The 23,377-nt window shown below is 63.8% G+C and carries 22 protein-coding genes; 8 read left to right on the forward strand and 14 right to left on the reverse strand.

The genetic code is table 11. From position 1 onward, the window contains the following. Positions 1-44: 44 nt before the first annotated feature. From R3F72_RS10995 to R3F72_RS11005, 3 genes are all read right to left on the reverse strand, one after another. Positions 45-1,379, reverse strand: coding sequence for a methyl-accepting chemotaxis protein (locus R3F72_RS10995; protein WP_332779644.1), 1,335 nt, complete (start codon positions 1,377-1,379; stop codon positions 45-47). Positions 1,380-1,773: 394 nt separating this feature from the next. After that, the gene (locus tag R3F72_RS11000; RefSeq protein ID WP_087718563.1) at positions 1,774-2,811 is read right to left on the reverse strand and encodes a CNNM domain-containing protein; all 1,038 of its coding nucleotides are present in this window, start codon (positions 2,809-2,811) and stop codon (positions 1,774-1,776) included. A gap of 114 nt (positions 2,812-2,925) precedes the next feature. Beyond that, complete coding sequence (locus tag R3F72_RS11005; RefSeq protein ID WP_087718564.1) at positions 2,926-3,414, reverse strand: pyridoxamine 5'-phosphate oxidase family protein; 489 nt, start codon at positions 3,412-3,414, stop codon at positions 2,926-2,928. Between the two features lie 270 nt (positions 3,415-3,684). On the opposite strand from R3F72_RS11005, the gene stpA reads away from it, so the two are divergent. Both stpA and R3F72_RS11015 read left to right on the forward strand, forming a co-directional pair. Then, entirely contained in the window at positions 3,685-4,980 is a 1,296-nt protein-coding gene (gene stpA / locus R3F72_RS11010) for a glucosylglycerol 3-phosphatase (RefSeq protein ID WP_332779645.1), read from the forward strand. 75 nt (positions 4,981-5,055) lie between these two features. After that, positions 5,056-6,504 (forward strand): NAD-dependent succinate-semialdehyde dehydrogenase, encoded by a 1,449-nt coding sequence (locus tag R3F72_RS11015; RefSeq protein WP_332779646.1) that lies wholly within the window; start codon positions 5,056-5,058, stop codon positions 6,502-6,504. A gap of 98 nt (positions 6,505-6,602) precedes the next feature. Here the strand turns inward: R3F72_RS11015 and pgm are convergent, their stop codons facing one another. Together pgm and R3F72_RS11025 are read right to left on the reverse strand one after the other, a co-directional pair. Continuing rightward, positions 6,603-8,267 (reverse strand): phosphoglucomutase (alpha-D-glucose-1,6-bisphosphate-dependent), encoded by a 1,665-nt coding sequence (gene pgm, locus R3F72_RS11020; RefSeq protein WP_332779647.1) that lies wholly within the window; start codon positions 8,265-8,267, stop codon positions 6,603-6,605. Between the two features lie 149 nt (positions 8,268-8,416). Beyond that, on the reverse strand, positions 8,417-9,139 hold the full coding sequence (locus R3F72_RS11025) for a hypothetical protein (protein ID WP_332779648.1): 723 nt from the start codon (positions 9,137-9,139) through the stop codon (positions 8,417-8,419). An 80-nt stretch (positions 9,140-9,219) separates the two neighbouring features. On the opposite strand from R3F72_RS11025, the gene R3F72_RS11030 reads away from it, so the two are divergent. Continuing rightward, positions 9,220-10,197, forward strand: coding sequence for an AraC family transcriptional regulator (locus tag R3F72_RS11030; protein WP_332779649.1), 978 nt, complete (start codon positions 9,220-9,222; stop codon positions 10,195-10,197). 10 nt (positions 10,198-10,207) lie between these two features. Here the strand turns inward: R3F72_RS11030 and R3F72_RS11035 are convergent, their stop codons facing one another. Together R3F72_RS11035 and R3F72_RS11040 are read right to left on the reverse strand one after the other, a co-directional pair. Next, positions 10,208-11,626: an amidase gene (locus R3F72_RS11035; RefSeq protein WP_332779650.1), complete on the reverse strand. Its 1,419-nt coding sequence runs from the start codon at positions 11,624-11,626 to the stop codon at positions 10,208-10,210. Further along, complete coding sequence (locus tag R3F72_RS11040) at positions 11,623-12,921, reverse strand: Zn-dependent hydrolase (RefSeq protein WP_332779651.1); 1,299 nt, start codon at positions 12,919-12,921, stop codon at positions 11,623-11,625. The genes R3F72_RS11035 and R3F72_RS11040 overlap by 4 nt, the downstream gene beginning before the upstream one ends. 256 nt (positions 12,922-13,177) lie before the next feature. Between R3F72_RS11040 and R3F72_RS11045 the strand changes: the two genes are divergently transcribed. The 3 genes from R3F72_RS11045 (at position 13,178) to R3F72_RS11055 (ending at position 15,532) form a co-directional block, all read left to right on the forward strand. After that, positions 13,178-13,672 (forward strand): YkvA family protein, encoded by a 495-nt coding sequence (locus R3F72_RS11045; protein ID WP_332779652.1) that lies wholly within the window; start codon positions 13,178-13,180, stop codon positions 13,670-13,672. A 105-nt stretch (positions 13,673-13,777) separates the two neighbouring features. Continuing rightward, a complete protein-coding gene (locus R3F72_RS11050; RefSeq protein WP_332779653.1) occupies positions 13,778-15,163 on the forward strand; it encodes a uracil-xanthine permease family protein in 1,386 nt (461 codons plus the stop codon). Between the two features lie 96 nt (positions 15,164-15,259). Further along, complete coding sequence (locus R3F72_RS11055; RefSeq protein ID WP_071230896.1) at positions 15,260-15,532, forward strand: hypothetical protein; 273 nt, start codon at positions 15,260-15,262, stop codon at positions 15,530-15,532. Between the two features lie 4 nt (positions 15,533-15,536). On the opposite strand, the gene R3F72_RS11060 is transcribed toward R3F72_RS11055, so the two are convergent. Further along, complete coding sequence (locus R3F72_RS11060; protein ID WP_218776975.1) at positions 15,537-16,187, reverse strand: hypothetical protein; 651 nt, start codon at positions 16,185-16,187, stop codon at positions 15,537-15,539. Between the two features lie 208 nt (positions 16,188-16,395). Here R3F72_RS11060 and R3F72_RS11065 point away from each other — a divergent pair, with 208 nt between their 5' ends. After that, entirely contained in the window at positions 16,396-16,971 is a 576-nt protein-coding gene (locus R3F72_RS11065; RefSeq protein ID WP_332779654.1) for a gamma-glutamylcyclotransferase, read from the forward strand. 65 nt (positions 16,972-17,036) lie between these two features. Here R3F72_RS11065 and R3F72_RS11070 read toward each other — a convergent pair whose 3' ends face one another. The 5 genes from R3F72_RS11070 to R3F72_RS11090 all read right to left on the reverse strand — a co-directional run bounded on the left by R3F72_RS11070 (position 17,037) and on the right by R3F72_RS11090 (position 20,085). Further along, positions 17,037-17,969, reverse strand: a complete 933-nt coding sequence (locus R3F72_RS11070) for a DUF808 domain-containing protein (RefSeq protein WP_332779655.1) — start codon at positions 17,967-17,969, stop codon at positions 17,037-17,039. A gap of 51 nt (positions 17,970-18,020) precedes the next feature. Beyond that, positions 18,021-18,347 carry a thioredoxin family protein gene (locus R3F72_RS11075; RefSeq protein WP_332779656.1) on the reverse strand — a complete coding sequence of 109 codons (327 nt, stop codon included), beginning with the start codon at positions 18,345-18,347 and terminating at the stop codon, positions 18,021-18,023. A gap of 181 nt (positions 18,348-18,528) precedes the next feature. Beyond that, positions 18,529-19,065 carry a gamma carbonic anhydrase family protein gene (locus tag R3F72_RS11080; RefSeq protein ID WP_332779657.1) on the reverse strand — a complete coding sequence of 179 codons (537 nt, stop codon included), beginning with the start codon at positions 19,063-19,065 and terminating at the stop codon, positions 18,529-18,531. A gap of 187 nt (positions 19,066-19,252) precedes the next feature. After that, on the reverse strand, positions 19,253-19,426 hold the full coding sequence (locus R3F72_RS11085) for a hypothetical protein (protein WP_157957066.1): 174 nt from the start codon (positions 19,424-19,426) through the stop codon (positions 19,253-19,255). Between the two features lie 134 nt (positions 19,427-19,560). Then, on the reverse strand, positions 19,561-20,085 hold the full coding sequence (locus R3F72_RS11090) for a DUF6438 domain-containing protein (RefSeq protein ID WP_087718576.1): 525 nt from the start codon (positions 20,083-20,085) through the stop codon (positions 19,561-19,563). A gap of 299 nt (positions 20,086-20,384) precedes the next feature. Between R3F72_RS11090 and mqo the strand changes: the two genes are divergently transcribed. After that, on the forward strand, positions 20,385-21,989 hold the full coding sequence (gene mqo / locus R3F72_RS11095; RefSeq protein WP_087718577.1) for a malate dehydrogenase (quinone): 1,605 nt from the start codon (positions 20,385-20,387) through the stop codon (positions 21,987-21,989). A gap of 117 nt (positions 21,990-22,106) precedes the next feature. On the opposite strand, the gene ampC is transcribed toward mqo, so the two are convergent. Continuing rightward, positions 22,107-23,294, reverse strand: coding sequence for a class C beta-lactamase (gene ampC, locus R3F72_RS11100; protein WP_332779658.1), 1,188 nt, complete (start codon positions 23,292-23,294; stop codon positions 22,107-22,109). Between the last annotated feature and the right edge of the window lie 83 nt (positions 23,295-23,377).

The following is a 23,377-nucleotide window of genomic DNA, read 5'->3' on the forward strand; positions in this document are numbered from 1 at the left end:
CATTGCCGCCGCCAGGCGGGCCGGAGCAGCAAGGAGCGGGTATCTCAGCCGCGGCCGGCGATGGTGGCGGCCGGCGCGGCTCCCGGATCCTTTTGGGCTTCGAGGTCGTGCAGGGTGGAGGCAACGTGGGCGATGGCACTGACGACGTCGTTGGCCCCGGCGCGAATTCTGTCGATGGCATTGCCCGCTTCCCCCGCCATGCGGACGCCGTTTTCCACGCTGCCCAGACAGGCCTGCATGCCGCCGCTCACCTCCTGGGTGAGGTTGCGCAGGCTGGCGATAGTGGCGGCAATGTCGCGGGTGGCTTGCGAGGTGCGTATCGACAGCTGGCGTACTTCGTGGGACACCACCGCGAAACCCCGACCGTGTTCACCGGCGCGGGCCGCCTCGATGGCAGCGTTGAGCGCCAGCAGGTTGGTCTGCTCGGCGATGTCGCGAATGCTTTCGATCACCGCATTGATGTCGATCGAGCGCTGCGCCAGGGTGTCGAGCTGCTGCGACGTGGTCGCGACCTGACTGGCGATACGACGAATTTCAGTGATGGTCTCGTTGATGATGCGCGAGCCGTCGTTGGCGGAAGTTTCCGTATTCGACGAGATGCGATAGGCCATCCGGGTGCTTTCGTTTTCACGTGTCACGCGGTCGGTGATGTCGGTGGCGAACTTGACCACCTTGTAGAGCCGCCCCTCGACGTCGAAGACCGGGTTGTAGCTCGCTTCGAGCCACAGCGTCCGGCCTTGCTTGTCGAGCCGCTTGAATTGCCCCGTCATGAATTCGCCAGCGTTCAGATGAGCCCAGAAATCGTGGTACTCCTGGCCTGCGGCATAGTCGCGCTCGCAGAAGATCCGATGATGCCTCCCCTGGATTTCGTCGAGTGCATAGCCCACCGTGCCCAGGAAATTGGCGTTGGCGGTGAGGATGTACCCGTCGGGGGTGAACTCGATGATTGCCATGGACCGGTCGATGGCACTGAGCCGACTGTGCATGTCCTGCTCGTCACGTACCCGCGCGGTAATGTCGATCGCCGTCTTGACCACCCGGATGACCTTGCCATGGCGATCGATGACCGGATTGTAGGAGGCCTCCAGCCACAGCGCGCGGCCGTCGCAGGTTCTGCGCTTGAAGCGCCCGGTGATGAACTCGCCCTGGCGCAGCCGCTCCCAGAAGGCCGCGTACTCCCGGCTCGCGATCAGCTCGGGATCGCAGAGCCGGCGATGGTGCTGGCCGATCAAGTCATCGGCACGGTATCCGGTGATGTCGAGAAAATTGGTATTGGCGGAGAGAATGGTGCCGTCGAGGGAGAATTCGATGACCGCCATGGCGCGATGAATCGCGTCGAGCACAGCTTCATGGTGGTGCGGCGAACGAAATAGGGGCATGTCCTGCGTTCCTTTTACTGTTCGTCGAGCGCTTTGCGAGCCATTGGCGGTTCGGTGAGTACGCGCATGAAGTGCCTAAATTCTGACTACATTGCCACTACTATCGACCGCATCGACCGAGATTTTAGGCATCGACCGGTGAGGCGCATGGATCACGCAAATCAGAGCCGAGTGACCTGGCGAGAAAGTCGGCGAGCCCGGGCAGTTTTGGTTCGGGAACGGCGCCCGGACCACGCCGGCATGGCGAGACATCATGGCTAGGCATCATGGGAGGCGTGGTGCGTTATCGAAGGAAGGCAGGAAACAAGGCTGGGACGGAAGATGGCCGGGAGAAGCCTCCAGAACCGGGGTGAGCGGTATTGCAAACGCCACCCCGGACAACGCACCGCCGGCATCAGTCCGGCGGCGGCTGGGCGGATTCGCCTCGTTTGATTCGCTTCAACCAGCGCTGCTTGGCGTACTTGCGCAGGTTATGCACGTTGTCGGTCTCGTCGACGATATCCTGCCCCAGGATCGTCTCGATCACGTCTTCCATGGTGATCAGTCCCACCCAGTTGCCGTGGTCGTCGTAGACCACCCGCAGATGGTTGTGGTCCTTGAGCATCGCGGTGAAGACGTGTTCGACGCTATCGGCTTCATCGACGATAGCCACTGGATGCATCAGCGATTTCAGCGTCTCTCCGTCCTCGGCGTGGTAGGTATCGGCCTTGTGCACGTAACCCAGCGCATCCTCGGCACCATCCATGACCGGAAAGCGCGTGAACTGGGTCTTGCCGTAACGCTGATCGAACTCGGCCACGGTCATGTCGGGCGTTACCGTCTCGCACACCGTCCGCGGCGTCATCACGCTCTTCACCGGGATCTCGTGCAGGTTGAGAATGTTGGTGATGGTGCGGGTCTCGTCCGGATCCAGCGCTTTCTCGTCGAGCCCGATACGCGCCAGCGCCTTGATCTCGCCGCGCATGTCGACATCGTTCTCGTTCTTGGCGATACGGTTGGTGATCATCTCGGAGAGCCAGATGAACGGCAGCAGCGTGCGCACCATGATGTTCAGGATACGCGGCAGCAGCGGCGCCAGCGCTCGCCAGTAAGTTGCGCCAATGGTCTTGGGAATGATCTCCGAGAACACCAGAATGCCGAACGTCATCAGCGCCGAGGCGATCGCCACATGGGCGTCGCCGAACACGATCGACACCTGCGCGCCGACGCCGGTGGCACCAACGGTATGCGCGATGGTGTTGAGCGTCAGAATCGCCGCCAGCGGGCGGTCGATGTTGGACTTGAGCTTGTTGAGCTTGTCGTGGAGCTTGGGGCGGGAGTCCTTGAGCTGCGCGATATAGCTTGGCGTCAGCGAAAGCAGCGCGGCCTCCAGCACCGAACAGACAAAGGAGAAACCGATCGAGAGAACGACGAATGCCGTCAGCAGAAACATGGGGGGTCGCTATGTGACTAATGAGGACTCTTTATCCTGACTTGGCGCGCTACTGTCAATGATCCGGAATACATAAAGCCGCCAGCGCCGGTTGGACGCTGGCGGCGGCCAGCCTCAGTGACCGAACTTCTCGTTCTCGCCGACATTCGGCTGGTGGTCTTTCTTCACGTTCGCCTTGGCGAATTCATAGAGCTGGAACGTCTTGCTCTCCCGCGACTGCCAGTGTTCGCCGAAATGGACGTCGATCTCCATCATGGTGAGATCCGGATCCTCCTTGCCGCCGGTAAACCAGGCTGCCACGAACGGGTTCCAGTATTTTTCGATCAGCTCGGGATCATGGTTGAGGCGTGCCGTACCCGACAGGGAGACGTAGATGCCGTCATCCTGATCCGAAAAGGAGAGGCAGACATCCTGATCGGCCTTCGCCTCGAACGTCTTCTCCGCGCTGCGTCGCGTATAGAACCAGAGCTTGCCATCGTAGGCATCCTGCACCAGATGCATGGGGCGGGAGCGCGGCACGCCGTCGTCGAGGGTCACCAACATACCGACCTTGATCTTCTCGATCAGCTTCCAGATCTTCTGCTTGTGTTCGGGACTGGACATCGTTGCCTCCTTGTCAATGTTGCCCTGACCGGGCTCTCATCACGCCATCCGGGCGTGAGCGTCTTGCCGTTTCTGCACTACCTTCCAGCTTTCCAGCACCGTCGTCGCACCCTGCCGATGACGACAAACGGCAATGGCGACTTCCTGCAGCCTAGTCGCGGCTTCCCGGCGGGGCAAACCGCCGCTATTCGTCTCGAAGCCTGACGTTATACTAGTGGCGAACCGCGGTTTCCGCGCCATCACTATTCGCCTCCGAACAAGACGTTGACCATGCCCCCGACTCGCCCCTTCTCTCTCGATCACGCCAGCCTGCTGGACGAACTGGCGGCTACCGACAACCTGTTGATCATCCAGGATCTCGACGGGGTCTGCATGGGGCTGGTCGGCGACCCGCTGACCCGACGCCTGGAACGCCGTTACCTCGATGCCGCGCGCCAGCTCGACGGCCACTTCTTCGTGTTGACCAACGGCGAGCACATCGGCTCGCGCGGGGTGAACGGCATCGTCGAGGCGTTGTTCGAGACGCCCGACCGCGCCGGCGAACAGGGTCGCTATCTACCGGGCCTGGCGGCCGGCGGGGTACAGTGGCAGGACCGCTTCGGCAGCGTCAGCCATCCCGGCGTCACCGACGCCGAACTGGCGTTCCTCGAGGCGTTTCCCGCCCAGGCCGAGGATTTTCTCGACGCGCTGCTGTCCCGGCCGCCTTACGACCTGCCGGCCGACGTGCGGCGCGACCTGATCGCCGCCGCGGTGCTCGACAACCTGGCGTCGCCGACACTCAACCTCAACGTCTTCTACCGTCATTGGCGGGAGACTCCCGCGCGCTATCGAGCGCTGCAGATCGCCGTTGCCGACTTCATGCGCGAACGCCTGGAAGCCGCCAGTCTGGCCGGCCTCGACGACGCCTTTTTCATCCACTATGCCCCCAATGCCGGCCGGGACGCGCAAGGCAACGAGCGCCTGCGGGAGAGCGTCGACGATGACAACGATGGCGGCAACGCCGGCACCACCGACTTCCAGCTGATGTTGCGTGGCGCCGTCAAGGAAGTCGGCGTGCTGGTCATACTCAACCGCTACTACCATCGCCATACCGGTCACTACCCGCTGGGCGAAACCTTCAACGCCCGGGAAGCGCCTCGTGACCACGCCGCACTGCTGCAGCTGGCTCGCGAGCATTTCGATCCCGCCCTGATGCCGCGTATCGTCGGTGTCGGGGATACCGTGACCTCGTTCGTCCAGCCGGGCGACCCGCAGGCCGAGCGCCAGCGCGGCGGCAGCGATCGCGGCTTCCTGACCCTGGTCCAGCAGCTGGGAGACGCGTTCGACAGCGGCAACCGGGTGCTCTACGTCGACAGCAGCGGCGGCGAAGTGCGGCGCGCCGGGGTGGATATCGAGCGGCTGTCACGCCATGCCGAGGATCCGGACATCGATGTCTGGCCGGCGCTGGAAGGGATCAGCGATGCCGACGATCCGCTGACGCTGGACGTGATCTTTCCCGGCGGCCACACCCAGTACATCGACTTCTTCTGTACGCTGACCGCGCGTTGGGCCAGCACGACGCCATAGCCGGCGTCGAACGGTTATGATGGCTGAACGGCGACGCATGGCACCGACAAACAACGCATCAATAAGGAGCATCGCATGTCCCTCGAAGCAGGATCCTACTCCGACGTAAAACTCTATATCGACGGCGAATGGCGCGAAGGCCAGGATGGCCGCCAGATCGATGTGGTCAACCCGGCTACCGGCGAAGTGATCGGCCGGGTCGCGCATGCCGCCACCAGCGATCTCGACGTGGCCCTGGCCGCCGCCGAACGCGGCTTCCAGACCTGGCGCGCCACTTCCGCGTTCGAGCGCTACAAGATCATGCGCAAGGCGGCCGAGCTGCTGCGCGAGCGCGCCGATGGCATCGCACGGCTGATGACCCAGGAACAAGGCAAGCCGCTGGCCGAGGCGCGCGGCGAAACCCTGGCCGCCGCCGATACCATCGACTGGCTGGCGGAAGAAGGCCGCCGAACCTACGGGCGCGTCGTGCCGGCCCGGGCAGCCGGCGTCGAGCAGCGTGTCGTCCGCCAGCCGGTCGGCCCGGTCGCGGCCTTCACACCGTGGAACTTCCCGATCAACCAAGTGGTTCGCAAGCTCTCCTCGGCGCTCGCCACCGGCTGTTCGATCATCGTCAAGGCACCGGAAGAGACGCCCGCCTCTCCCGCCGAGCTGATTCGCGCCTTCGCCGATGCCGGCGTACCGGCCGGCGTCATCGGTCTGGTCTACGGCGTACCGGCGGAAATTTCCAGCTACCTGATTCCTCATCCGACGATCCGCAAGGTCACCTTCACCGGCTCCACCCCGGTCGGCAAGCAACTGGCCGCCATGGCCGGCGAGCACATGAAGCTCGCAACCATGGAGCTGGGCGGTCATGCGCCGGCGCTGGTCTTCGACGATGCCGATGTCGAACAGGCCGCACGGCTTCTGGTCGGTTCGAAATTCCGCAATGCCGGTCAGGTCTGCGTCTCGCCGACCCGCTTCCTGATTCAACGCGGCGTGTTCGAAACCTTCCTCGAACGCTTCGTCGCCCTGGCCCGCGAGATCAAGGTCGGCAACGGACTCGACTCCGAGGTGACCATGGGGCCGCTGGCCAACGAGCGCCGCCGTCCGGCACTGGAAGCCCTGATCGACGATGCTCGCAGCCAGGGCGCGATCGTCCAGCTCGGCGGCAAGGGCTCCGACGGCCCCGGTTACTTCTTCGAACCGACGGTACTGACCGGGCTGACGCCGCAGATGCGTGCCATGAACGAAGAACCGTTCGGCCCGCTGGCGCTGCTGGTTCCGTTCGACGACCTGGAAGAGGCACTGGCCGAGGCCAACCGCCTGCCATTCGGGCTGGCCGCCTACGCTTTCACCGCCTCGTCGAAGACCGCCCAGGCGCTCAGCGACCGCCTGGAAGCGGGCATGCTGACCATCAACCATCTGGGCATCGCGCTGCCTGAACTTCCCTTCGGCGGCGTCAAGGATTCCGGCTACGGTTCCGAAGGCGGCAGCGAAGCGCTGGAAGCCTATCTCACCACCAAGCTGGTCACCCATATGGGGTGATTGGCATGACGTGATGGGTAGGGTTTAAACGCAAAAAAGAGCGGGCTGCATGCGCAGCCCGCTCTTGTTTTTCCTGCAGGGTCGTCTCGTCGCCGGATCTAGCCCGCCAGCACCTGATCGACCAGCGCCTTGGCCTCTTCCTGAATCCGCTTGAGATGCTCCTCGCCCTCGAAGCTTTCGGCGTAGATCTTGTAGACATCCTCGGTGCCGGAGGGGCGCGCGGCGAACCAGCCCGCCTCGGTGACCACCTTGAGCCCGCCGATGGCGGCGCCGTTGCCAGGCGCTTCGGTCAGCTTGCGGGTGATCGGGTGGCCAGCGAGCGTGTCGGCGGTGACCTGTTCCGGCGAGAGCTTGCCGAGCCTGGCCTTCTGCTCGCGGTTGGCCGGCGCGTCCACGCGCTCGTAGACCGGCGCCCCGAAGCGCTCGGTGAGCGCCTGATAGCGCTCGCCCGGATCCTTGCCGGTCACGGCGGTGATCTCGGCGGCCAGCAGGCCGAGAATGATGCCGTCCTTGTCGGTGGACCAGGGCTTGCCGTCCCGCGTCAGGAACGAGGCGCCGGCGGATTCCTCGCCGCCGAAGCCGAGAGTGCCCTCGATCAGGCCATCGACGAACCACTTGAAGCCCACCGGCACCTCGACCACGTCCCGGCCCAGGCCTTCGGCGACGTAATCGATCATCGACGACGACACCAGCGTCTTGCCGATGGCGGCCTTGTCGCCCCAGTCCGGACGATGAGTGAAGAGATACTCGATGGCGACGGCCAGGTAGTGGTTGGGATTCAGAAGCCCGGTCGAGCGCGCGACGATGCCGTGGCGATCATGGTCGGTGTCGCAGGCAAACGAGACGTCGAAGCGATCCTTGTTCTCGATCAGCCCTGCCATGGCGTGAGGCGACGAGCAGTCCATGCGGATCTTGCCGTCCCAGTCGACGCGCATGAAGCGGAAGGTCGGGTCGACGGTGGTGGAGATCACTTCCAGCGGCAGATCGTAGCGCTTGGCGATACGCGGCCAGTAGTGCACGCCGGCGCCGCCCAGCGGATCGACGCCGAACTTGAGTCCGGAATCGCGAATTGCGGCCATGTCGATGACCTTGTCCAATCCGCTGACATAGCTGTCGATGAAATCGAAGCGCTGGGTGGTCGGCGCCTTCAGCGCTTCGGCATAACCGACGCGACGAACGCCCTCGAGCCCGCCGGCGAGTAGCTCGTTGGCGCGCTCCTGAATCCACTTGGTGACATTGGTGTCGGCGGGGCCGCCGTTGGTGGGGTTGTACTTGAAACCGCCATCCACCGGCGGGTTATGCGACGGCGTGATCACGATGCCGTCAGCCAGACCGCTGGTGCGCCCCTGGTTGTAGACCAGAATGGCGTTGGAGATTGCCGGCGTCGGCGTGTAACCGACCTCACCACCGGTCTCCTCGCAGCCGGCGTCGATCCGCGTCTCGACGTCGTTGGCCGCCAGCACTTCCAGCGCGGAGACGAATGCCGGCTCGGACAGCGCATGCGTATCCATGCCGATGAACAACGGCCCATCGATCCCCTGGGCCTCGCGGTACTCGCAGATCGCCTGGGTCGTCGCCAGGATGTGCCACTCGTTGAAGCTCGTCTTCAGCGACGAGCCGCGATGGCCCGAAGTGCCGAAGGCGACCTGCTGGCCGGGATCGCTGGCGTCCGGGCGTTCGCTGTAATAGCGCGACACCAGACGCGGCAGATTGGCGAGACTGTGTTCATCGGGCAAGCGTCCTGCTTGGGGATCGATACTCATCGTCGGTTCCTTTCGATGGTCCTTGGGGCGGATTCCTTATAGCAGACCATCATCTCTGCCCGACAAGCAAGATGGGCTCACCCATCCTCCCGACCGAATCCCGGCCGAGACCCCGGCACCGCCGGCCGGATTTGCCGACGCTTTCACGTTTACTGACAGGTTGCCGTCATGGCGTCGCGATCGGCCGACGTCTCCGGCCGCGTCCTGACCGCCACCAGGATCAGCGCAGCAGCAGCCAGCAGCAGCGTGCCAGCCGTCGCACAGACGCCCAGGACCCCGCTGAGATCGAACATCACCCCGCCGACGGCCGCGCCCAGCGCGATTGCCAGTTGAATCGAGGCCACGATGAGGCCGCCGCCGCTTTCGGCTTCGTCCGGGACGACACGGGTGATCCAGGTCGACCAGGCGACCGGCACCGCGCCGAAGACGAAGCCCCATACCGCCACCATGATGGCGTCGGTGCCCATCGAGAAACCGCCCAGCGTGGCCAGCAACCAGCCCATTACGCCCATGAGCAGCGGCATCAGCAATAGCGTCAGTCTCAGGCTGCGCTCGAGCAGGAATCCCGCGACCAGCGTGCCGACGAAGTTCGCCACGCCGAACGCCAGCAGCACATGACGGCGATCGAGCCGCTGGGTCACTGCCGTCACCAGCAATCCTGAAAGCAGTGCCACGATCGCCGTTACGGTAACGGCCTGCCCGGTTTGCCCCTCGCTGATCGCGAGCGACTCCGCCATCGGCGTCAGCAGGCTGGCCGGCAAAAATTCCGCCATCACTAGGCTGAACACGCCCATCGTCAGCGAGAATACGGCGATCCAGCGCGAGGGCTCTGGCGCCGTCTGAGTCAAGTGTCGAGGTTCTTGCGTCGTCATTTCGAGATTTCCGATCAAGACTTGGGATGACGCCTAGACTAAAGTAGCATCTCAAGACCCTCTATCACTAAAGCTCCGACATGTTTGACCAAAAGTCCGAAAATGGGGCCAGCGTCGGCATCGAGGCCAGCTCCAGCGAATGGATCAACGAGCTGCTTCTCGGCATGCGACTATCCGGAGTGAGCTATCGGCGCGTCCAGATAGCGCCGCCCTTCGGCATTCGTTTCGATACCGACATCCGCTGCGCGCAATTCCACTTCGTCGCTCAAGGGCCAGTTCTGCTGCGGCTCGGCGACAGCGAGCAGGTGCTGGCATCCGGCGATGCCGTACTGCTCCCGCGGGGCGGCCGCCATGATCTGCTCTCCTCGCCGGAGGTGCAGAGCCGCGATATCGAGCAGATCGAGGCGCTGCCACTGTGCGAGGACTTCAGCTGCGTCGATGAATGTGCCGACAGGCTCGACGGCGCGCCGCCGGCTCGCCTGTTCAGCGGCTGCATGCAGTTCGACTTGGGGGGCATGCAGCCGCTGATGACGCTGATGCCGGGAGTGATGCATGTCGGCACGCTGCTCTCGCGCCATCCGGAGATGCTGCCGATGCTGGAGGCAATGGCGCGCGAAGCGAGTCTCGAACGCGCCGGTGCCGCCGGTATTCTCTCGCGGCTGGCCGATGTGGTGGCCGCCAGCATCGTGCGAGGCTGGGTCGAGTGTGACTGTGCCGATATCGGCGGCTGGGTCGAGGCGCTGCGCGATCCGCGTCTGGGCAAGGTCATCGCCGCCGTCCACCGCGAGCCCGGCCGCGACTGGACGGTCGCCGCCATGGCAGCGGAGATGGGCAGCTCCCGCTCGGTATTCGCCGAACGATTCCGCCACTCGCTGGGCGTGTCGCCGCTCGGCTATGTCACCCAACTGCGCATGCGCCTGGCCACGCAATGGATCGCCGAGCGGCAGCTATCGATCGAGCAGGTCGCCGAACGGCTCGGCTACGGCTCCCAGGCCGCCTTCAGCCGCGCCTTCAAGCGCGCCACGGGCAGGACGCCGGGCGCGGTGCGCAGCCATTGAGGGGGCTGACTCACTCTCTCGCCATCTGCGGCGTCAGCCGCGGCAACTGCGCCTCCAGCAGTCGCGCCACCGCCATCACCCGGTCATCGCGGTAGCGTGGCCCCACCAGATGCAGGCCAACCGGCAAGCCATGGTCATCCAGGCCACAGGGAAGCGATGCGGCGGGCTGCTGAGTGAGGTTGAACGGGTAGCTGAACGGGGTCCAGTCGACCCAGTCGACGTAGCCGCTGCCTGGCGGCACGTCGTGACCGGCGGCGAAGGGCGAGAGCGGCAAGGTCGGCGTCACCAGCAGATCGAACTCGCGGTGGAATTCGGCCATGTGGGCCGTGAGCGCCGTTCGCGCTTCGCGAGCGACGAGATAATCGGTCAGCGTGAGCGTCTTGCCATGCTCGGCGATGGCACGCAGACCGGGATCGAGCGCGTCCCGCTGGGCGTCGTTCAGCCCGTCCAGCAGGCGCGAGGCACCGGCGTGCCAGAGCGTATCGAAGGTCGCCTTGGGCGAGTCGAAGCCGGGATCGATCTCGACCACCTCGGCCCCCAGCGATTTGAGCCGTTCGACTGCGGCGTCAACGACGCGCAGGATGTCCGGCGCCACCGCGACATAGCCCAGATCGCGACTGTAGGCGATACGCATGCCTTCTAGGTTCCGTGGTCCGGTCGCCAGCCAATCGATCGGACAGGCGGTGCCGGCGTAGCCATCCCTGGCGTCGGGCCGGGCGATGACCGAGAGCATCAGCGAACTATCGGTGGCGGTGCGGGTCATCGGTCCCAGGTGTGAGAGCGTGCTCATGGCGCTGGCCGGCCATTGCGGAATCCAGCCGAAGGTCGGCTTGATGCCGAAGGTGCCGGTAAATCCGCAGGGAATGCGGATCGAGCCGCCAGCATCACTGCCCTGATGCAGCATGCCCAGGTTGAGCGCGGCCGCAGCGCCGGCGCCCCCGGAAGAACCCCCGGCCGTGAGCTCGGGATTCCAGGGGTTGCGCGTCACCCCGTAGAGCGGGTTGTCGGTGACACCTTTCCAGCCGAATTCAGGCGTGGTGGTCTTGCCCAGCAGCACCGCACCAGCCTTGCGCATATGGGCAGTCAACGGTGCATCGATCTCCCAAGGGCCCTCCGCCGGCGTGGTGGTCGAGCCCTTGCGCGTCGGCATGCCGGCGGTCAGGGTCAGATCCTTGATCGTGCCGGGTACGCCATCCAGCGGCCCCACAGGCTCGCCTCGTCGCCAGCGCTGTTCGGATGCTCGTGCCGCGTTCAGGGCACCCTCGGTATCGACATGACAAAACGCGTTGACGACCGGGTTGTGACGCTCGATTCGTGCCAGGCAGTCTCGGGTCAGCTCCAGCGGCGAGAGCTCGCCGCGCTTGAATAGTGCCAACGCCTCGTGCGCCGTCAGCTCGGCGAGCCTGGTCGCCTGGATATCGGGACTCATTCACCCACCCCGGCCAGACTCAGCGTTGCGTGCAGCAGCACGTTGGCGCCGGCAGTGATGTCCTCCGGCGTCGCGTACTCGGCTTCGTTGTGGCTGATGCCTTTCTCGCACGGGATGAAGATCATCGCGGCCGGTGCGATGTCGCCAATGAATACCGCGTCATGCCCGGCACCGCTGACGATGTCGCGATGAGCATAGCCGCCTGCCAGCGCACCCTGTCGCACCGCTGCGATGCATTCGGGATGAAAGTGCTGGGGCGGATAGTCCGCCGTCGGCGTGACGTCGATGCCGAGAGCGCTGTCGCCGACGATCTCGTCCAGTGCTCGCCGGAATTCGGCGACCATGGTCTCGAGCACTTCGCTCTCGCTGTGGCGAAAATCGACGCTGAGAATGACCTGGCCGGGAATCACGTTGCGGGAGTTGGGCAATAGCTGGAAGGCCCCCACGGTGCCTCGCCCGTCGGGCTGATGCGACTGGGCGATCCGATTGACCGCCTCGACGATCCGGGTGGCGCCGAGCAGCGCATCCTGGCGCAGATGCATCGGCGTGGAACCGGAGTGGGCGGCCATGCCGGTGATCGTGACGTCGAACCACTTCAGGCCCAGCGCCCCGGTCACCACACCGATGGTGTCGCCGGTATCCTCGAGAATCGGCCCCTGCTCGATATGCGCCTCGAGATAGCCGGCAAAGCGCGTCGGGCAAGCGGTATTGTCGCCAACGTAGCCGATCGCCTTCAGCGCCTCGCCGGCGGTGACGCCATCGGCGTCGGTACGCGACAACGCGTCTTCCAGTGCCACCTGCCCGGCGAAGACGCCGGAGCCCATCATGCAGGGCGCGAAGCGGCAGCCCTCCTCGTTGGTCCAGGAGACCAGCTCGATCGGCCGCTCGGTCTCGATGCCGCCGGCGTTCAGCGTGCGGATGACTTCCAGCGCCGCCAGCACGCCGAAGCAGCCGTCATACTTGCCGCCGGTAGGCTGAGTGTCGATATGACTGCCGATGACGATCGGGTCAGCGCTGTCCTCACGGCCGGCGCGCCGGGCGAAGATGTTGCCGATGGCATCGAAGCGCACCTCGAGGCCTTCGGCTTCACACCAGCGAATCAGCAGTTCACGCCCCTGCCGGTCGAGCTCGGTCAGTGCCTGACGGTTGCAGCCGCCCCTGGGCGTGCCGCCGATCTCGGCCAGTTCCATCAGCGTCTGCCACAGCCGTTCGCCGTCGACGTCGAGTGATTGCGTAGAATGTCGCGCCGGGCTTGTGCGCTGTGAAGAGTCCTGATTTGAAAGTGCCGAAGTCATGTCTTTGTCCTTGTTATGTTGGAGTGGATCCGCCTGGTTCGACGCCAGGCTTCCGGGCAGATAATCGCACTCCGAAAGCACCAGCCGTGAACGCGAGAAGTGTCGACAGTCGACGTTAGACTCAACATTAGCATGTCATCAGGATCCAGATCATCGGTATCGCCATTGCCGTCGGCGGATCGCCCTGGCCAGCGTTGTGCCCCCGCCGACGTGCTGACTAGACTGTAACGATTGCCCGCCACGACGGAGCACCATCATGCCCCTGTTTACCCGTGATTCACTGTCTAGCCGTGACCTGTTTTCTCGAGTCCGGGCTTCTCGCGATCGAGTGTCCGGCCCTGCTGGCGACATCGTCCATGACGATACCATTCACCTGCCGGAAGGCGACCTTGGCCTCCAGAACGAGAACGCCCATCACGACGTCTACAGCGACGAGCGCTTCTGGCGCAAGCTGACCCGCTTCGGCAAGCGGGCCGGGCGCGAGGTGGCACTGAAAGCGCTGCAGCTCTACTTCGTGCTCAAGCGGCCCGATGTCCCTCTCTGGGCAAAGTCGACGATCATCGGGGCGCTGGGCTATTTCATCTCGCCGCTGGATGCGATCCCCGACTTCGTCGCCGGCGTCGGCTATACCGATGACGCCAGCGTACTGGCGGCCGCGCTGGTGGCCGTGTCGATCTATATCGACGAGGACATCAAGCGCCAGGCGGAGTCCGTGCTGGCGCGCTGGTGGCCGGAGGACAACGGGAACTGAAGCCGGCGTCGCCCACGCCTTTCGCTTTAACGGTTTTTTTGTACACAAAAACGCTCTAGAGTAGTTCGACAAAGGTAGACAACAACAACGGACTTGGAGTTCCCGATGAGTCAGGATACAACCACGGTGAGCCGTCATGCCGGGCATGAGGACCGCCGCCATGCCGGTGAAAGCGACAGCCGGCTACGCGATGTCGACTACGTCCCGCCGCTCCGAAAGGCGATTCCACTTGGTATACAACATGTGCTGGCGATGTTCGTCAGCAATGCCGCCGTGCCGCTGATCATCGCTGGCGCGGCGGGCCTTTCGGGGGCGGATACCGTTTTCCTGGTACAGATGGCGATGTTCGTGGCGGGGATCGCCACGCTGATCCAGACGCTGGGTATCGGCCCGCTGGGTGCACGCCTGCCGATCGTCATGGGCACCAGCTTCGGCTTCGTACCAGTGATGATCCCGATCGCCGCTGCCCAGGGTCTGCCGGCCGTCTTCGGCGGCGCGTTGATCGGCGGCCTGGCCATGGCGGTGGTGGGCGTTTTCTACAAGCGCCTGAGCGTATTCTTTCCGCCGGTGGTGTCCGGCACTTTCGTGCTGCTGATCGGCATTCTGCTGCTACCGGTGGGTTTCGCCTATGTCGGCGGCGGCGTCGGCGCCGAGGACTTCGGAGCGCCGCATCACCTGCTGCTGGCCGCGCTGGTCTTCATCGTCACCGTGGCGTTTCATCAGTTCTGCCGTGGCTTTCTCTCCGAGGCCGCCGTGCTGATCGGCATCCTCGTCGGCTGTGCGGTCGCGGCGCCAATGGGCCTGCTCGACGTGTCCAAGGTCGCCGATGCCAGCTGGTTCCAGTTGCCGGTCCCCTTCGAGATCGGGCTGAGTTTCGATCCGGCGGCGATTCTGGCGATCACGCTGATGTCGGTGGTGACCTGTGCCGAATCGATCGGCGACATCTCCGGCACGGCGATTGGCGGCGCCGAGCGCGAGGCCACCAAGCGGGAGCTGTCCGGCGGCGTCATGGCGGACGGCCTCTCCAGCAGTTTCGCGTCGCTGTTCGGTGCCTTCCCGCAGATCAGCTTCAGCCAGAATGTCGGCCTGGTCGCCCTGACCGGTGTCGCCAGCCGTTTCGTCGTCGCCATCGGCGGCGGGTTTCTGGTGCTGGCGGGCCTGATCCCCAAGCTGGGCGCGCTGGTTTCGGCAATCCCGGCGGCGGTGCTGGGCGGCGCGGTCATCATCATGTTCGGGATGATCGCCAGTGCCGGCGTCAAGATGCTCTCCCGCGCTGCCTTCAACAAGCGCAACATGCTGATCGTCGGTATCTCCCTGGCACTGGCGATCGGCCTGCCGGCCCAGAGCGGGCTGTACGAAGGCGCGCCTCAGCAGATCGGCGTACTGCTGGAGTCGGGCCTGATCCCCGGGGCGCTGGCATCGATCATTCTCAACCTGATCCTGCCAAAGGCCGCCGGCGAAGCGGCAACGGCGGATGACCCTGTATCCTGAGCGCTCATGACCAACGGATTCGATCGGGGACAAGGACAAGCCGTCGCCGATCGGTCTACGCTGAAGGTTGGCTAATTCGGCAGCAAGGAGCATGCCATGGGCATTTACTGCCTGACCTTCGACAGACCGCTGGGAAGAATGGATAGCCATCGCCTGGAGTCGATGCTCGGACGGTTCGAATCCATCCCGCTGTTTCGCACGACCTGGCTGATCGAGTCGACCGACCCGATCGAGTTTCTGCGTTCGCGGTTGAACCGGGCGTTCGGCAAGCAGCCCCGCTTTTTCATCACCCGGCTGAGCGAGCCCTGGTGTACGGACGGCATCGGGCCGGTGGGCAAGTGGCTGAGCGACCCGAAGCGCCAGTGGTAGGCGCTCAGCCCTTGGCCGCGTCCCGCACGCCCTGGACATCCTTCTCCAGCTTGCAGCGCACCAGCGCGGCCATCAGCCTGGGGTAATCCTCGCGGGATACCTTGTCGGCGAGCTTATCGGCATCGGCCTTGAGCCCCAGTTTTTCGGCCGCGGAGAGCGCGGCCTTGTCGGCATAGGGGTAGCATTCGTCCCACACCAGCTGGATCTCGCGCAGAAAGATATCGGCGCCGGTGCCGCCGATTCCCTTGAAGGCCTTGAGCCGTTTCCGCAACGCCTTGGGGCTACCTTCCGCCGCTTCGCGCAACTTGCGCAGGTCGCCACCGTAGGTCTCCAGCAGCGCGGCGTTCATTTCCGCCAACTGCGTGGCGGTCTTTTCGTCGACGCGCGCGTAGCCGGACTCGTTGAGTACCCGCGCCCGGGTTTCCCAGTCGCTCGCCTGCAGTTTCTGCGGCGTCGTCCAGCCGGCCTTGGCCATCGCCCTGGTGCCACGCATCGCCAGCTCGGCACTGATCGGCGCACTGGTCAGCAGCGAATAGCAGAGCAGACGAAACAGTGGCGACGGTGTGTTCTTACGCAGGTCGATGCCCAGTTCGCTGGCGAAGGTGCGTCCATGACGCTGCATCAGTGCCGCGATGATCCGTTTTTGACTGGCCATGATGGCTCCCGGAAGCGATGACGGAGTTTCAATGATGATAGAGCTTCAACATGGCATCGCCGGGCCAACTGTCAAATCGGCAGGGGACTGCCACGATGAGTGGCGGAAAACGCGCGCCCCGCCGGCCTTGAGATCGAACACTCGCCACCGCATATTACTCTCCCGCCACGGCACACACCCGCTCGCCAGTCTTCAACACCGGAGTCTCATGTCTTTCGATACCACTGCCCACAATCGCCGGATGACCTACTTCGATGACCACGAATCGGTATGGCTGTTCAGTTACGGTTCACTGATCTGGAAGGCGGACTTCGACTACCTGGAACGCCGCCCGGCCTCGATTCGCGGCTGGACGCGGCGCTTCTGGCAAGGCTCCCACGATCATCGTGGCACGCCGGAAGCGCCGGGGCGGGTCGTGACGCTTACGCCGGATGCCGATGCGATCTGCCACGGCATGGCCTATCGCATCTCTCCCCGCGTGTTCGAACCGCTGGATATCCGTGAGAAGAATGGCTATCTGCGCGTCGTGACAGAGATGACCTTCGAGGACTCGCCCTCGGATCATGTCAGCCGAGTCGAGGGCGTGGTGTACTTGGCGGGAGAGGATAACGCCGCCTATCTCGGCCCGGCTTCGGAAGCCGAGATCGCGCGCCAGATCGCGGCCTCTCACGGCCCGAGCGGCCCCAACCGCGACTATCTGCTCAATCTGGCGGCCGCGTTGCGCGAGCTGGGATTCGAGGACGCCCATGTCTTCGCCCTGGAGCGCGCCCTGCTCGCGGGTTGATCCATGAGCTGATCATGGGTTGATTCGTGAGTTCGCCCGCTTCTCGCACGCAGCGCTTTGCCTTGTCAGTGGCCGCTGCCGGACCGAAGCTTCTTGAGCAGTTGCACCACGCCGAGCACTATCGCCCCCGCCACCAGGCCGCAAGCGAAGTTGAGCAACATGGGCGTCAACGGCTGGATGATCGCGCCCACGCCGGGAATATCGGCCGGCACTTCGGCGAAATTCTCGATGGCATGGTGAATGAAGGGAACGCCATGCGTCAGAATACTGCCGCCGACCAGAAACATCGCGATGGTGCCGACGATCGACAGCAGCTTCATCAGATAGGGCGCCGCCCACAGAATCCCGCGACCGATCGACTGGGCGAAGTTCGCCGAGCGTTCGGTGAGATAGACGCCGAGATCGTCGAGCTTGACGATGCCGGCCACCAGGCCGTAAACCGCCGCGGTAATGGCGACGGCGATGATCGCCAGGACCACGACCTGCTGGGTGAAACTGGCGCTGGCCACCGAGCCCAGCGTAATGGCGATGATTTCCGCCGAGAGGATGAAGTCGGTTCGCACGGCGCCCTTGATCTTGTCCTTCTCGAACGCCAGCCGCTCTTCCTTCGACTTCAGTTTCGCGGCGGCGCGGACGTCTTCCTTGCTTGCCTCGGCGCCACCGTGCAGAAACTTGTGGGCCAGCTTTTCCGCGCCTTCGTAACAGAGAAACGCGCCGCCCAGCATCAGCAGCGGGGTGATCAGCCAGGGAGCGATCACGCTGATCAGAAGCGCCGCCGGCACCAGAATCAGCTTGTTGCGCAGCGATCCTTTCGCCACGGCCCACACGATCGGCAGCTCGCGACTGGCGCGAACGCCGGTGACCTGCTGGGCATTGAGCGCCAGATCGTCACCCAGCACGCCCGCCGTCTTCTTGGCAGCCACCTTGGTCATGAGGGAAACGTCGTCGAGCAACGTGGCGATATCGTCGAGTAGTGTCAGTAGACTGCCTGCGGCCACGAAGAGTCCTCTATCGGTGAATCAGGAATGCGCCAAGCGTAGCGGAAATTCTCACGATGGCGTGACGACTTTCGCCAGCGCCTGCTTCAAGGGCGCCGCCGACTCCGGCCGGACACAGCGCGCGACCTCCTCGCCGTCACGCAGAAAGATCAGCGTCGGCCAGAGCTTGACCCGGAAGGCCCGCCCCAGCGGCCGGCCCTTGCCATCCTCGATCCTGAAGTACGGTAGCTCCTGCGCGCCTTCGAACGCTTCGGCGATCAGCGGCTGAGCTGCCTGACACCAGGGGCACCAGGGCGCGCCGAATTCGATCACGGCGGGCCCGGCGATGTCGTACAGCGCCTCCCGGGCGGGTTCGTCGGTCGTGTACTGGCTCGTCATGGCAGTCTCCTGAAACCGTTTTCTCGCCGTATTGAACACAAGCTAGCCGTGTTGAATACAAAGATAGTCGCAAATGACAAAACCCTCGCCGATGACGAAGGTTCATGCCGATATTCGGGAAGAAGCAGGAAAGCGGAATAGGTTTATCGGGTTGGATCAGGGGCTGGACAGGCCTCGAATGTCAATCGATGTCGAGCGGTTTCAAACCTCGAGAGAAGGCTTGCCAGCGTTCGACGTAATGCGCTGCCGAGGCCTTCAGCCCCTCGATTGCCTTGTCGTCCAGTGTGCGCACCGCCTTTGCCGGCGCGCCCACGATCAGTGAATTGTCGGGGAAAGACTTGCCTTCGGTCACCAGCGCGTTGGCGCCGACCAAGCAATTATTGCCGATCTGCGCGCCGTTGAGCACGGTCGCTCCCATGCCGATCAGTGTGTTGTCGCCCAGGGTGCAGCCGTGAAGAATGGCGTGATGGCCGATAGTGCAGCCACGGCCGACACGCAGCATGAAGCCGGGATCGGTATGCAGCATGCAGCCTTCCTGAATATTGCTGCCCTCGCCGATCAGGATCCGGTCATTGTCGCCACGGATCACTACGTTGAACCAGACGCCCACGTCCTCTCCCAGTTCGACCTGCCCGATGACGTGAGCACTAGGCGCGACCCAGGAGCGCCCCCTGTCCGGCAGATTCGGCACCGCATCGAAATAGGCATAGACAGGCATGGGCATGACTCCGGCTGAAAGATGACTTCATCCTCGCCTGCGGCGGCATCGACTGCCAGCCGACTTTAGGCCCAGAGATTCGACCCTGAGCTACAACGATAAACGTTACTGCCCACGCAGACGACGAGGCCCCGATATCGTGTCGACATCGGGGCCTCATCGTCATTTGCATCTCGCACATGGGGATTCAGGCCGACTCGTCGTCCTGCTTGTCCTCGCTGACCACGGAGGAATTGACGCTGGTGCCGCTGTAGGAACTCTGGTGCTGGCTGGCTTCGCTCTCCGCGGCCATGGAAAACGGCAACACGGCGGAGACGACGATGGCGGCCAACATCGAAAACAGTTTATTGAACGCTTTCATGACCACTCCTTCGGTAATGGCACGTCCTGCGACGTTTTGTCGCGACGCCTAATTAGCATGCTAAACGAATGTCCGCACGTCAAGCACTGAATGGTCGTAGCATCTCTGGTGCTTCGCCGTTCCCCGTTGGTCGGTCAGCGTTCGATCCAGGGCTCGATGTCCAACGTTTGCGGCAGAGCGCGAAGCTGCTCCGTCAACCGACGAGCCTCCGCCGAATGGCAGCCACTGTCATGCTCGAGGGTCGCCGTTTCTCCATCGCGGCTCGTCCACGTCACCGTGTAATGAGACAGGTCCGTCGCGCGCGGGCCACAATCCGGCGTGTCGATCGTCGTTCCCATCGTTGGCTGCCACGGGGCGAGCCGCCTCTCGATCCGCGTGAATCGCTCGGGATCATTGACGCGTACGCGCTCGCCATCGACAGCCGTGAATCGCTCCCCGGTGAAGCGCGTCGTGCCGTCTTCGCTGATTTCGACACTGTAAACCGGGCACGTACCGTGACAGGGACCGACCTGGTAACGAATATCAGTCACGGCCTGACCACTCCCGGCCGGCTGGCTACCTGCCGTTTCACCGTCCGGCAGTGTTCGAGACTGGGTGCATCCGGCGAGCAGAAGAATCGTGATCGCCACACTCAGATAGCGTGCTGCTTGTCGTGTCATGTCATTTTTCCTCGAGGTTCGATGATGTGAAGCCCGGTCGACAAGCTCCGGCTAGCGCCGTCTCCGGGTCCGCCAGCGTCCAGACGCCTGGATACAGATTCATCCCGCGCTCCTCTCAATGTTGTAAAAATTCCGTAATTTAAAGATAAAGCATTGATTTGTAATTTAAAAAAGAACTTCACACTACGTTCGCCGCCAACCCTGGGCCGTCATAATCATGGCACTAACGCCACGACCTCATTAAACTGTCGTCCTAGTCGCGTTCGCGCCTGTCCGTATCCATCAGACAGAGAACCTTCATGAAATTGCGTCACGGCATGACCTTCTGTTCTAGCCTGCAGACCCAGTCTGGAGCCGAATCCGGCGACACCCAAGACGTCGACGTCGTCCTCATCGGCGGAGGCACCATGAGTGCCACCCTGGGAACCCTGCTCCAGTCACTGCAGCCCGATTGGACCATTCACCTCTACGAGCGTCTGGACAAGGCAGCCGAAGAGAGCTCCAACGTCTGGAACAACGCTGGCACCGGCCACTCGGCCTTCGCCGAGATGAATTACACCTCGCCTCAGCCCGATGGCAGCGTGGACATTCAGCGCGCCGTCAAGATCACCGAGCAGTTCGAGGTTTCGCGTCAGTTCTGGGCGAGCCAGGTTCGCGAAGGCGTACTGGCCAATCCGCGCTCCTTCATCAATACCGTACCGCACCTGAGCTTCGTCTGGAGTGGCGAGCGCGTCTCGTTCTTGAAGACCCGCTTCGAGGCGATGCGCCAGAACCCGCTCTACGCCGGTATGGAATATTCCGACGACCCCCAGAAGATCTCGGAGTGGATACCGCTGGTCATGACCGGGCGCGATACCAGCGAGCCCGTCGCCGCGACGCGGATGCCGATCGGCACCGAGGTCAACTTCGGTGAGATCACCCGCCAGATGATGAACGCGCTGGCCCGCCGCGACAATTTCCACCTGTCCGTCAACACCCAGGTGCGGGATCTGAAGCGCAACGTGGACGGCACCTGGAAAGTCACCGTGGCCAACACCAGCGACGGTGGCAACGAGCGCACCGTCAACGCCCGCTTCGTGTTCATCGGCGCGGGCGGTGCGGCTCTGACGCTGCTGCAGAAATCCGGCATTCCGGAAGCCCGGCAGTACGGTGGTTTTCCGGTCGGCGGTCAGTTCCTCTTCACCACCAATCCGGAAATCGTCGCCAAGCACGACGCCAAGGTCTACGGTCTGGCGCCCGCCGGTTCGCCGCCGATGTCGGTACCGCACATCGACAAGCGCATTCTCGATGGCACCCCGGCAATCATGTTCGGGCCGTTCGCCACCTTCTCGAGCAAGTTCCTCAAGAACGGTTCCTGGACCGATCTGATGCGCTCGATCACGCCCAACAATCTGTGGCCGATGACCAAGGTCGGCATCAACAACATGGATCTGGTGCGGTATCTGATCAGCCAGCTGCGAATGTCCGAAAGCGGCCAGTTCAAGGAGCTCCAGCACTATTACCCGGAAGCCAACCGCGAAGACTGGAAGCTGTGGACCGCCGGACAGCGGGTGCAGACGATCAAGGACATCGAGGGCAAGGGCGGCACGCTCCAGTTCGGCACCGAACTGGTCACCGGTGCGGAAGGCTCCATCGCCGCGCTGCTGGGCGCATCGCCCGGCGCCTCGACGGCACCGTCGATCATGCTCGCGCTGCTCGAGAAAGTCTTTCCCGAGCAGGTAGCCAGCGACAAGTGGCAGACCAAGCTGAAGGCGATGATACCTTCCTACGGCAAGGCACTGGCCGATAATCCGCAGCTGCTCTACGATGTGCGCGCCATGTCACGCGAGCTGCTGGAGCTGAGCGAGCCGGACCTGACCACGACACCCGCCTCGACCTCGGAGCCGGAAACCAGCGGCAGCTGATCCGGATCGCGTCTCCGTAAGCGACGACCGCCCGCCTCGGCCAAGCCGAGGCGGGCGGTTTACGTTGGCAGACCTGAGTTTCCGTTGCGGCGGCTCGCCCCCACATCCCGAGACTGGCTATTCCACGGCGCTGCTGGCGTCGATCACATCGAGTTTCGACAGCATCTCGTAGGCCGCCTTCACTCGCGCCTCGTTGGGATAGTTGCGGTTGGCCAGCATGACCAATCCGACCTGTTTGCCGGGCACGAGGACCACGTAACCGCCGAAGCCGTTGGTGGAGCCGGTCTTGTTGACCCAGACGTCGTCCCGCGGCGCCTGAACTTGCGACGACTGAGATGGCTCGATCGCCTCGGCCTTGTTGGGCTTCAGGATCATGTCGTAACCGTTGCCCGCCAGCAGCGTATCGAGCGAAACGGGTAGCGGATACTGCTCCCAGATCAGATCCTGGGTCATCTCGCCGACCTGGACATGACCGTGGCGCGTAGCATCGATCGCTCGCTGCAGATCATCGTCGATCTCGAGCAGACCGAGATTGGCCTGCACCAACCGAGCCAGATCGCCGGCGGTGGTCTTGATGCCGTAGGCCTCGTCGTCGAGCACACCGGGCGACACGCGAACGGGCTGGCCCTGCTTGTCCTCGCCCATGGCGTAATGCGCCATCTGCGCGTCGGGAACGTCGTAGAAAGTATGCGCCAGTCCGAGTGGTTCCAGCACGCGAGCCTGCACCGCCGGCACGAACGCCTGATCGAGACTCGCGGCGGCTTCCAGCCCCAGCAGCCCGATGCCCAGGTTGGAGTAGGTGCGGCTTTCGCCGATCGGCTCGGTGGGCTGCCACTGGCGATACCAGGCCATCAGCGAGTCGCGGTCCGTCACCTCGTCGGGCACGAACAGCGGCAGCCCGCCGGTGGTGTGCGTGCCAAGATTGCGTCCGGAGATCTCGTCGAAGGCGCTGCCCTCGAGCTCGGGCAGATAACGGCTGACCGGCGCCTCGAGGTCGAGCTTGCCCTCGACGACGGCAAGCGATGCCAGGGCGGCGGTAAAGGTCTTGCTGAGCGAGCCGATCTCGAACAGGGTGTCGCCATCGACCGGTGTGCCGTCGTCACGGTCGGCGACGCCGTAGTTCAGAATCCGCGCCCCCTGCGGGCGAACCACCGCCACCGCCATACCGGGAATACTTTGCTCTTGCATCAACGACTCGATGATCGGATCGACGGCACTGCGAACATCGGCGTCATCGCCCTCCGCCAGCGCCACACTCGACGAGCCCAGCAACAGTAGCGACATTCCCAACGTGATTCCTTTCATGACGGTTTCGATCCTCGGCAGTGTGCGCCGACGGCATCGTCGGGCGCGGAAAACGGTGCCGCCCATCATGCGTGAAAAGGCCA

It is taken from the genome of Salinicola sp. 4072, from assembly GCF_036663415.1.
Taxonomy (GTDB): domain Bacteria; phylum Pseudomonadota; class Gammaproteobacteria; order Pseudomonadales; family Halomonadaceae; genus Salinicola; species Salinicola salarius_A.

Coding starts and splice junctions, on each gene's coding strand:
- R3F72_RS10995 (WP_332779644.1), bottom strand. CDS start 1,379: ATGCCCCTATTTCGTTCGCCGCACCACCATGAAGCTGTGCTCGACGCG.
- R3F72_RS11000 (WP_087718563.1), bottom strand. CDS start 2,811: ATGTTTCTGCTGACGGCATTCGTCGTTCTCTCGATCGGTTTCTCCTTT.
- R3F72_RS11005 (WP_087718564.1), bottom strand. CDS start 3,414: ATGTCCAGTCCCGAACACAAGCAGAAGATCTGGAAGCTGATCGAGAAG.
- stpA (WP_332779645.1), top strand. CDS start 3,685: ATGCCCCCGACTCGCCCCTTCTCTCTCGATCACGCCAGCCTGCTGGAC.
- R3F72_RS11015 (WP_332779646.1), top strand. CDS start 5,056: ATGTCCCTCGAAGCAGGATCCTACTCCGACGTAAAACTCTATATCGAC.
- pgm (WP_332779647.1), bottom strand. CDS start 8,267: ATGAGTATCGATCCCCAAGCAGGACGCTTGCCCGATGAACACAGTCTC.
- R3F72_RS11025 (WP_332779648.1), bottom strand. CDS start 9,139: ATGACGACGCAAGAACCTCGACACTTGACTCAGACGGCGCCAGAGCCC.
- R3F72_RS11030 (WP_332779649.1), top strand. CDS start 9,220: ATGTTTGACCAAAAGTCCGAAAATGGGGCCAGCGTCGGCATCGAGGCC.
- R3F72_RS11035 (WP_332779650.1), bottom strand. CDS start 11,626: ATGAGTCCCGATATCCAGGCGACCAGGCTCGCCGAGCTGACGGCGCAC.
- R3F72_RS11040 (WP_332779651.1), bottom strand. CDS start 12,921: ATGACTTCGGCACTTTCAAATCAGGACTCTTCACAGCGCACAAGCCCG.
- R3F72_RS11045 (WP_332779652.1), top strand. CDS start 13,178: ATGCCCCTGTTTACCCGTGATTCACTGTCTAGCCGTGACCTGTTTTCT.
- R3F72_RS11050 (WP_332779653.1), top strand. CDS start 13,778: ATGAGTCAGGATACAACCACGGTGAGCCGTCATGCCGGGCATGAGGAC.
- R3F72_RS11055 (WP_071230896.1), top strand. CDS start 15,260: ATGGGCATTTACTGCCTGACCTTCGACAGACCGCTGGGAAGAATGGAT.
- R3F72_RS11060 (WP_218776975.1), bottom strand. CDS start 16,187: ATGGCCAGTCAAAAACGGATCATCGCGGCACTGATGCAGCGTCATGGA.
- R3F72_RS11065 (WP_332779654.1), top strand. CDS start 16,396: ATGTCTTTCGATACCACTGCCCACAATCGCCGGATGACCTACTTCGAT.
- R3F72_RS11075 (WP_332779656.1), bottom strand. CDS start 18,347: ATGACGAGCCAGTACACGACCGACGAACCCGCCCGGGAGGCGCTGTAC.
- R3F72_RS11080 (WP_332779657.1), bottom strand. CDS start 19,065: ATGCCTGTCTATGCCTATTTCGATGCGGTGCCGAATCTGCCGGACAGG.
- R3F72_RS11085 (WP_157957066.1), bottom strand. CDS start 19,426: ATGAAAGCGTTCAATAAACTGTTTTCGATGTTGGCCGCCATCGTCGTC.
- R3F72_RS11090 (WP_087718576.1), bottom strand. CDS start 20,085: ATGACACGACAAGCAGCACGCTATCTGAGTGTGGCGATCACGATTCTT.
- mqo (WP_087718577.1), top strand. CDS start 20,385: ATGAAATTGCGTCACGGCATGACCTTCTGTTCTAGCCTGCAGACCCAG.
- ampC (WP_332779658.1), bottom strand. CDS start 23,294: ATGAAAGGAATCACGTTGGGAATGTCGCTACTGTTGCTGGGCTCGTCG.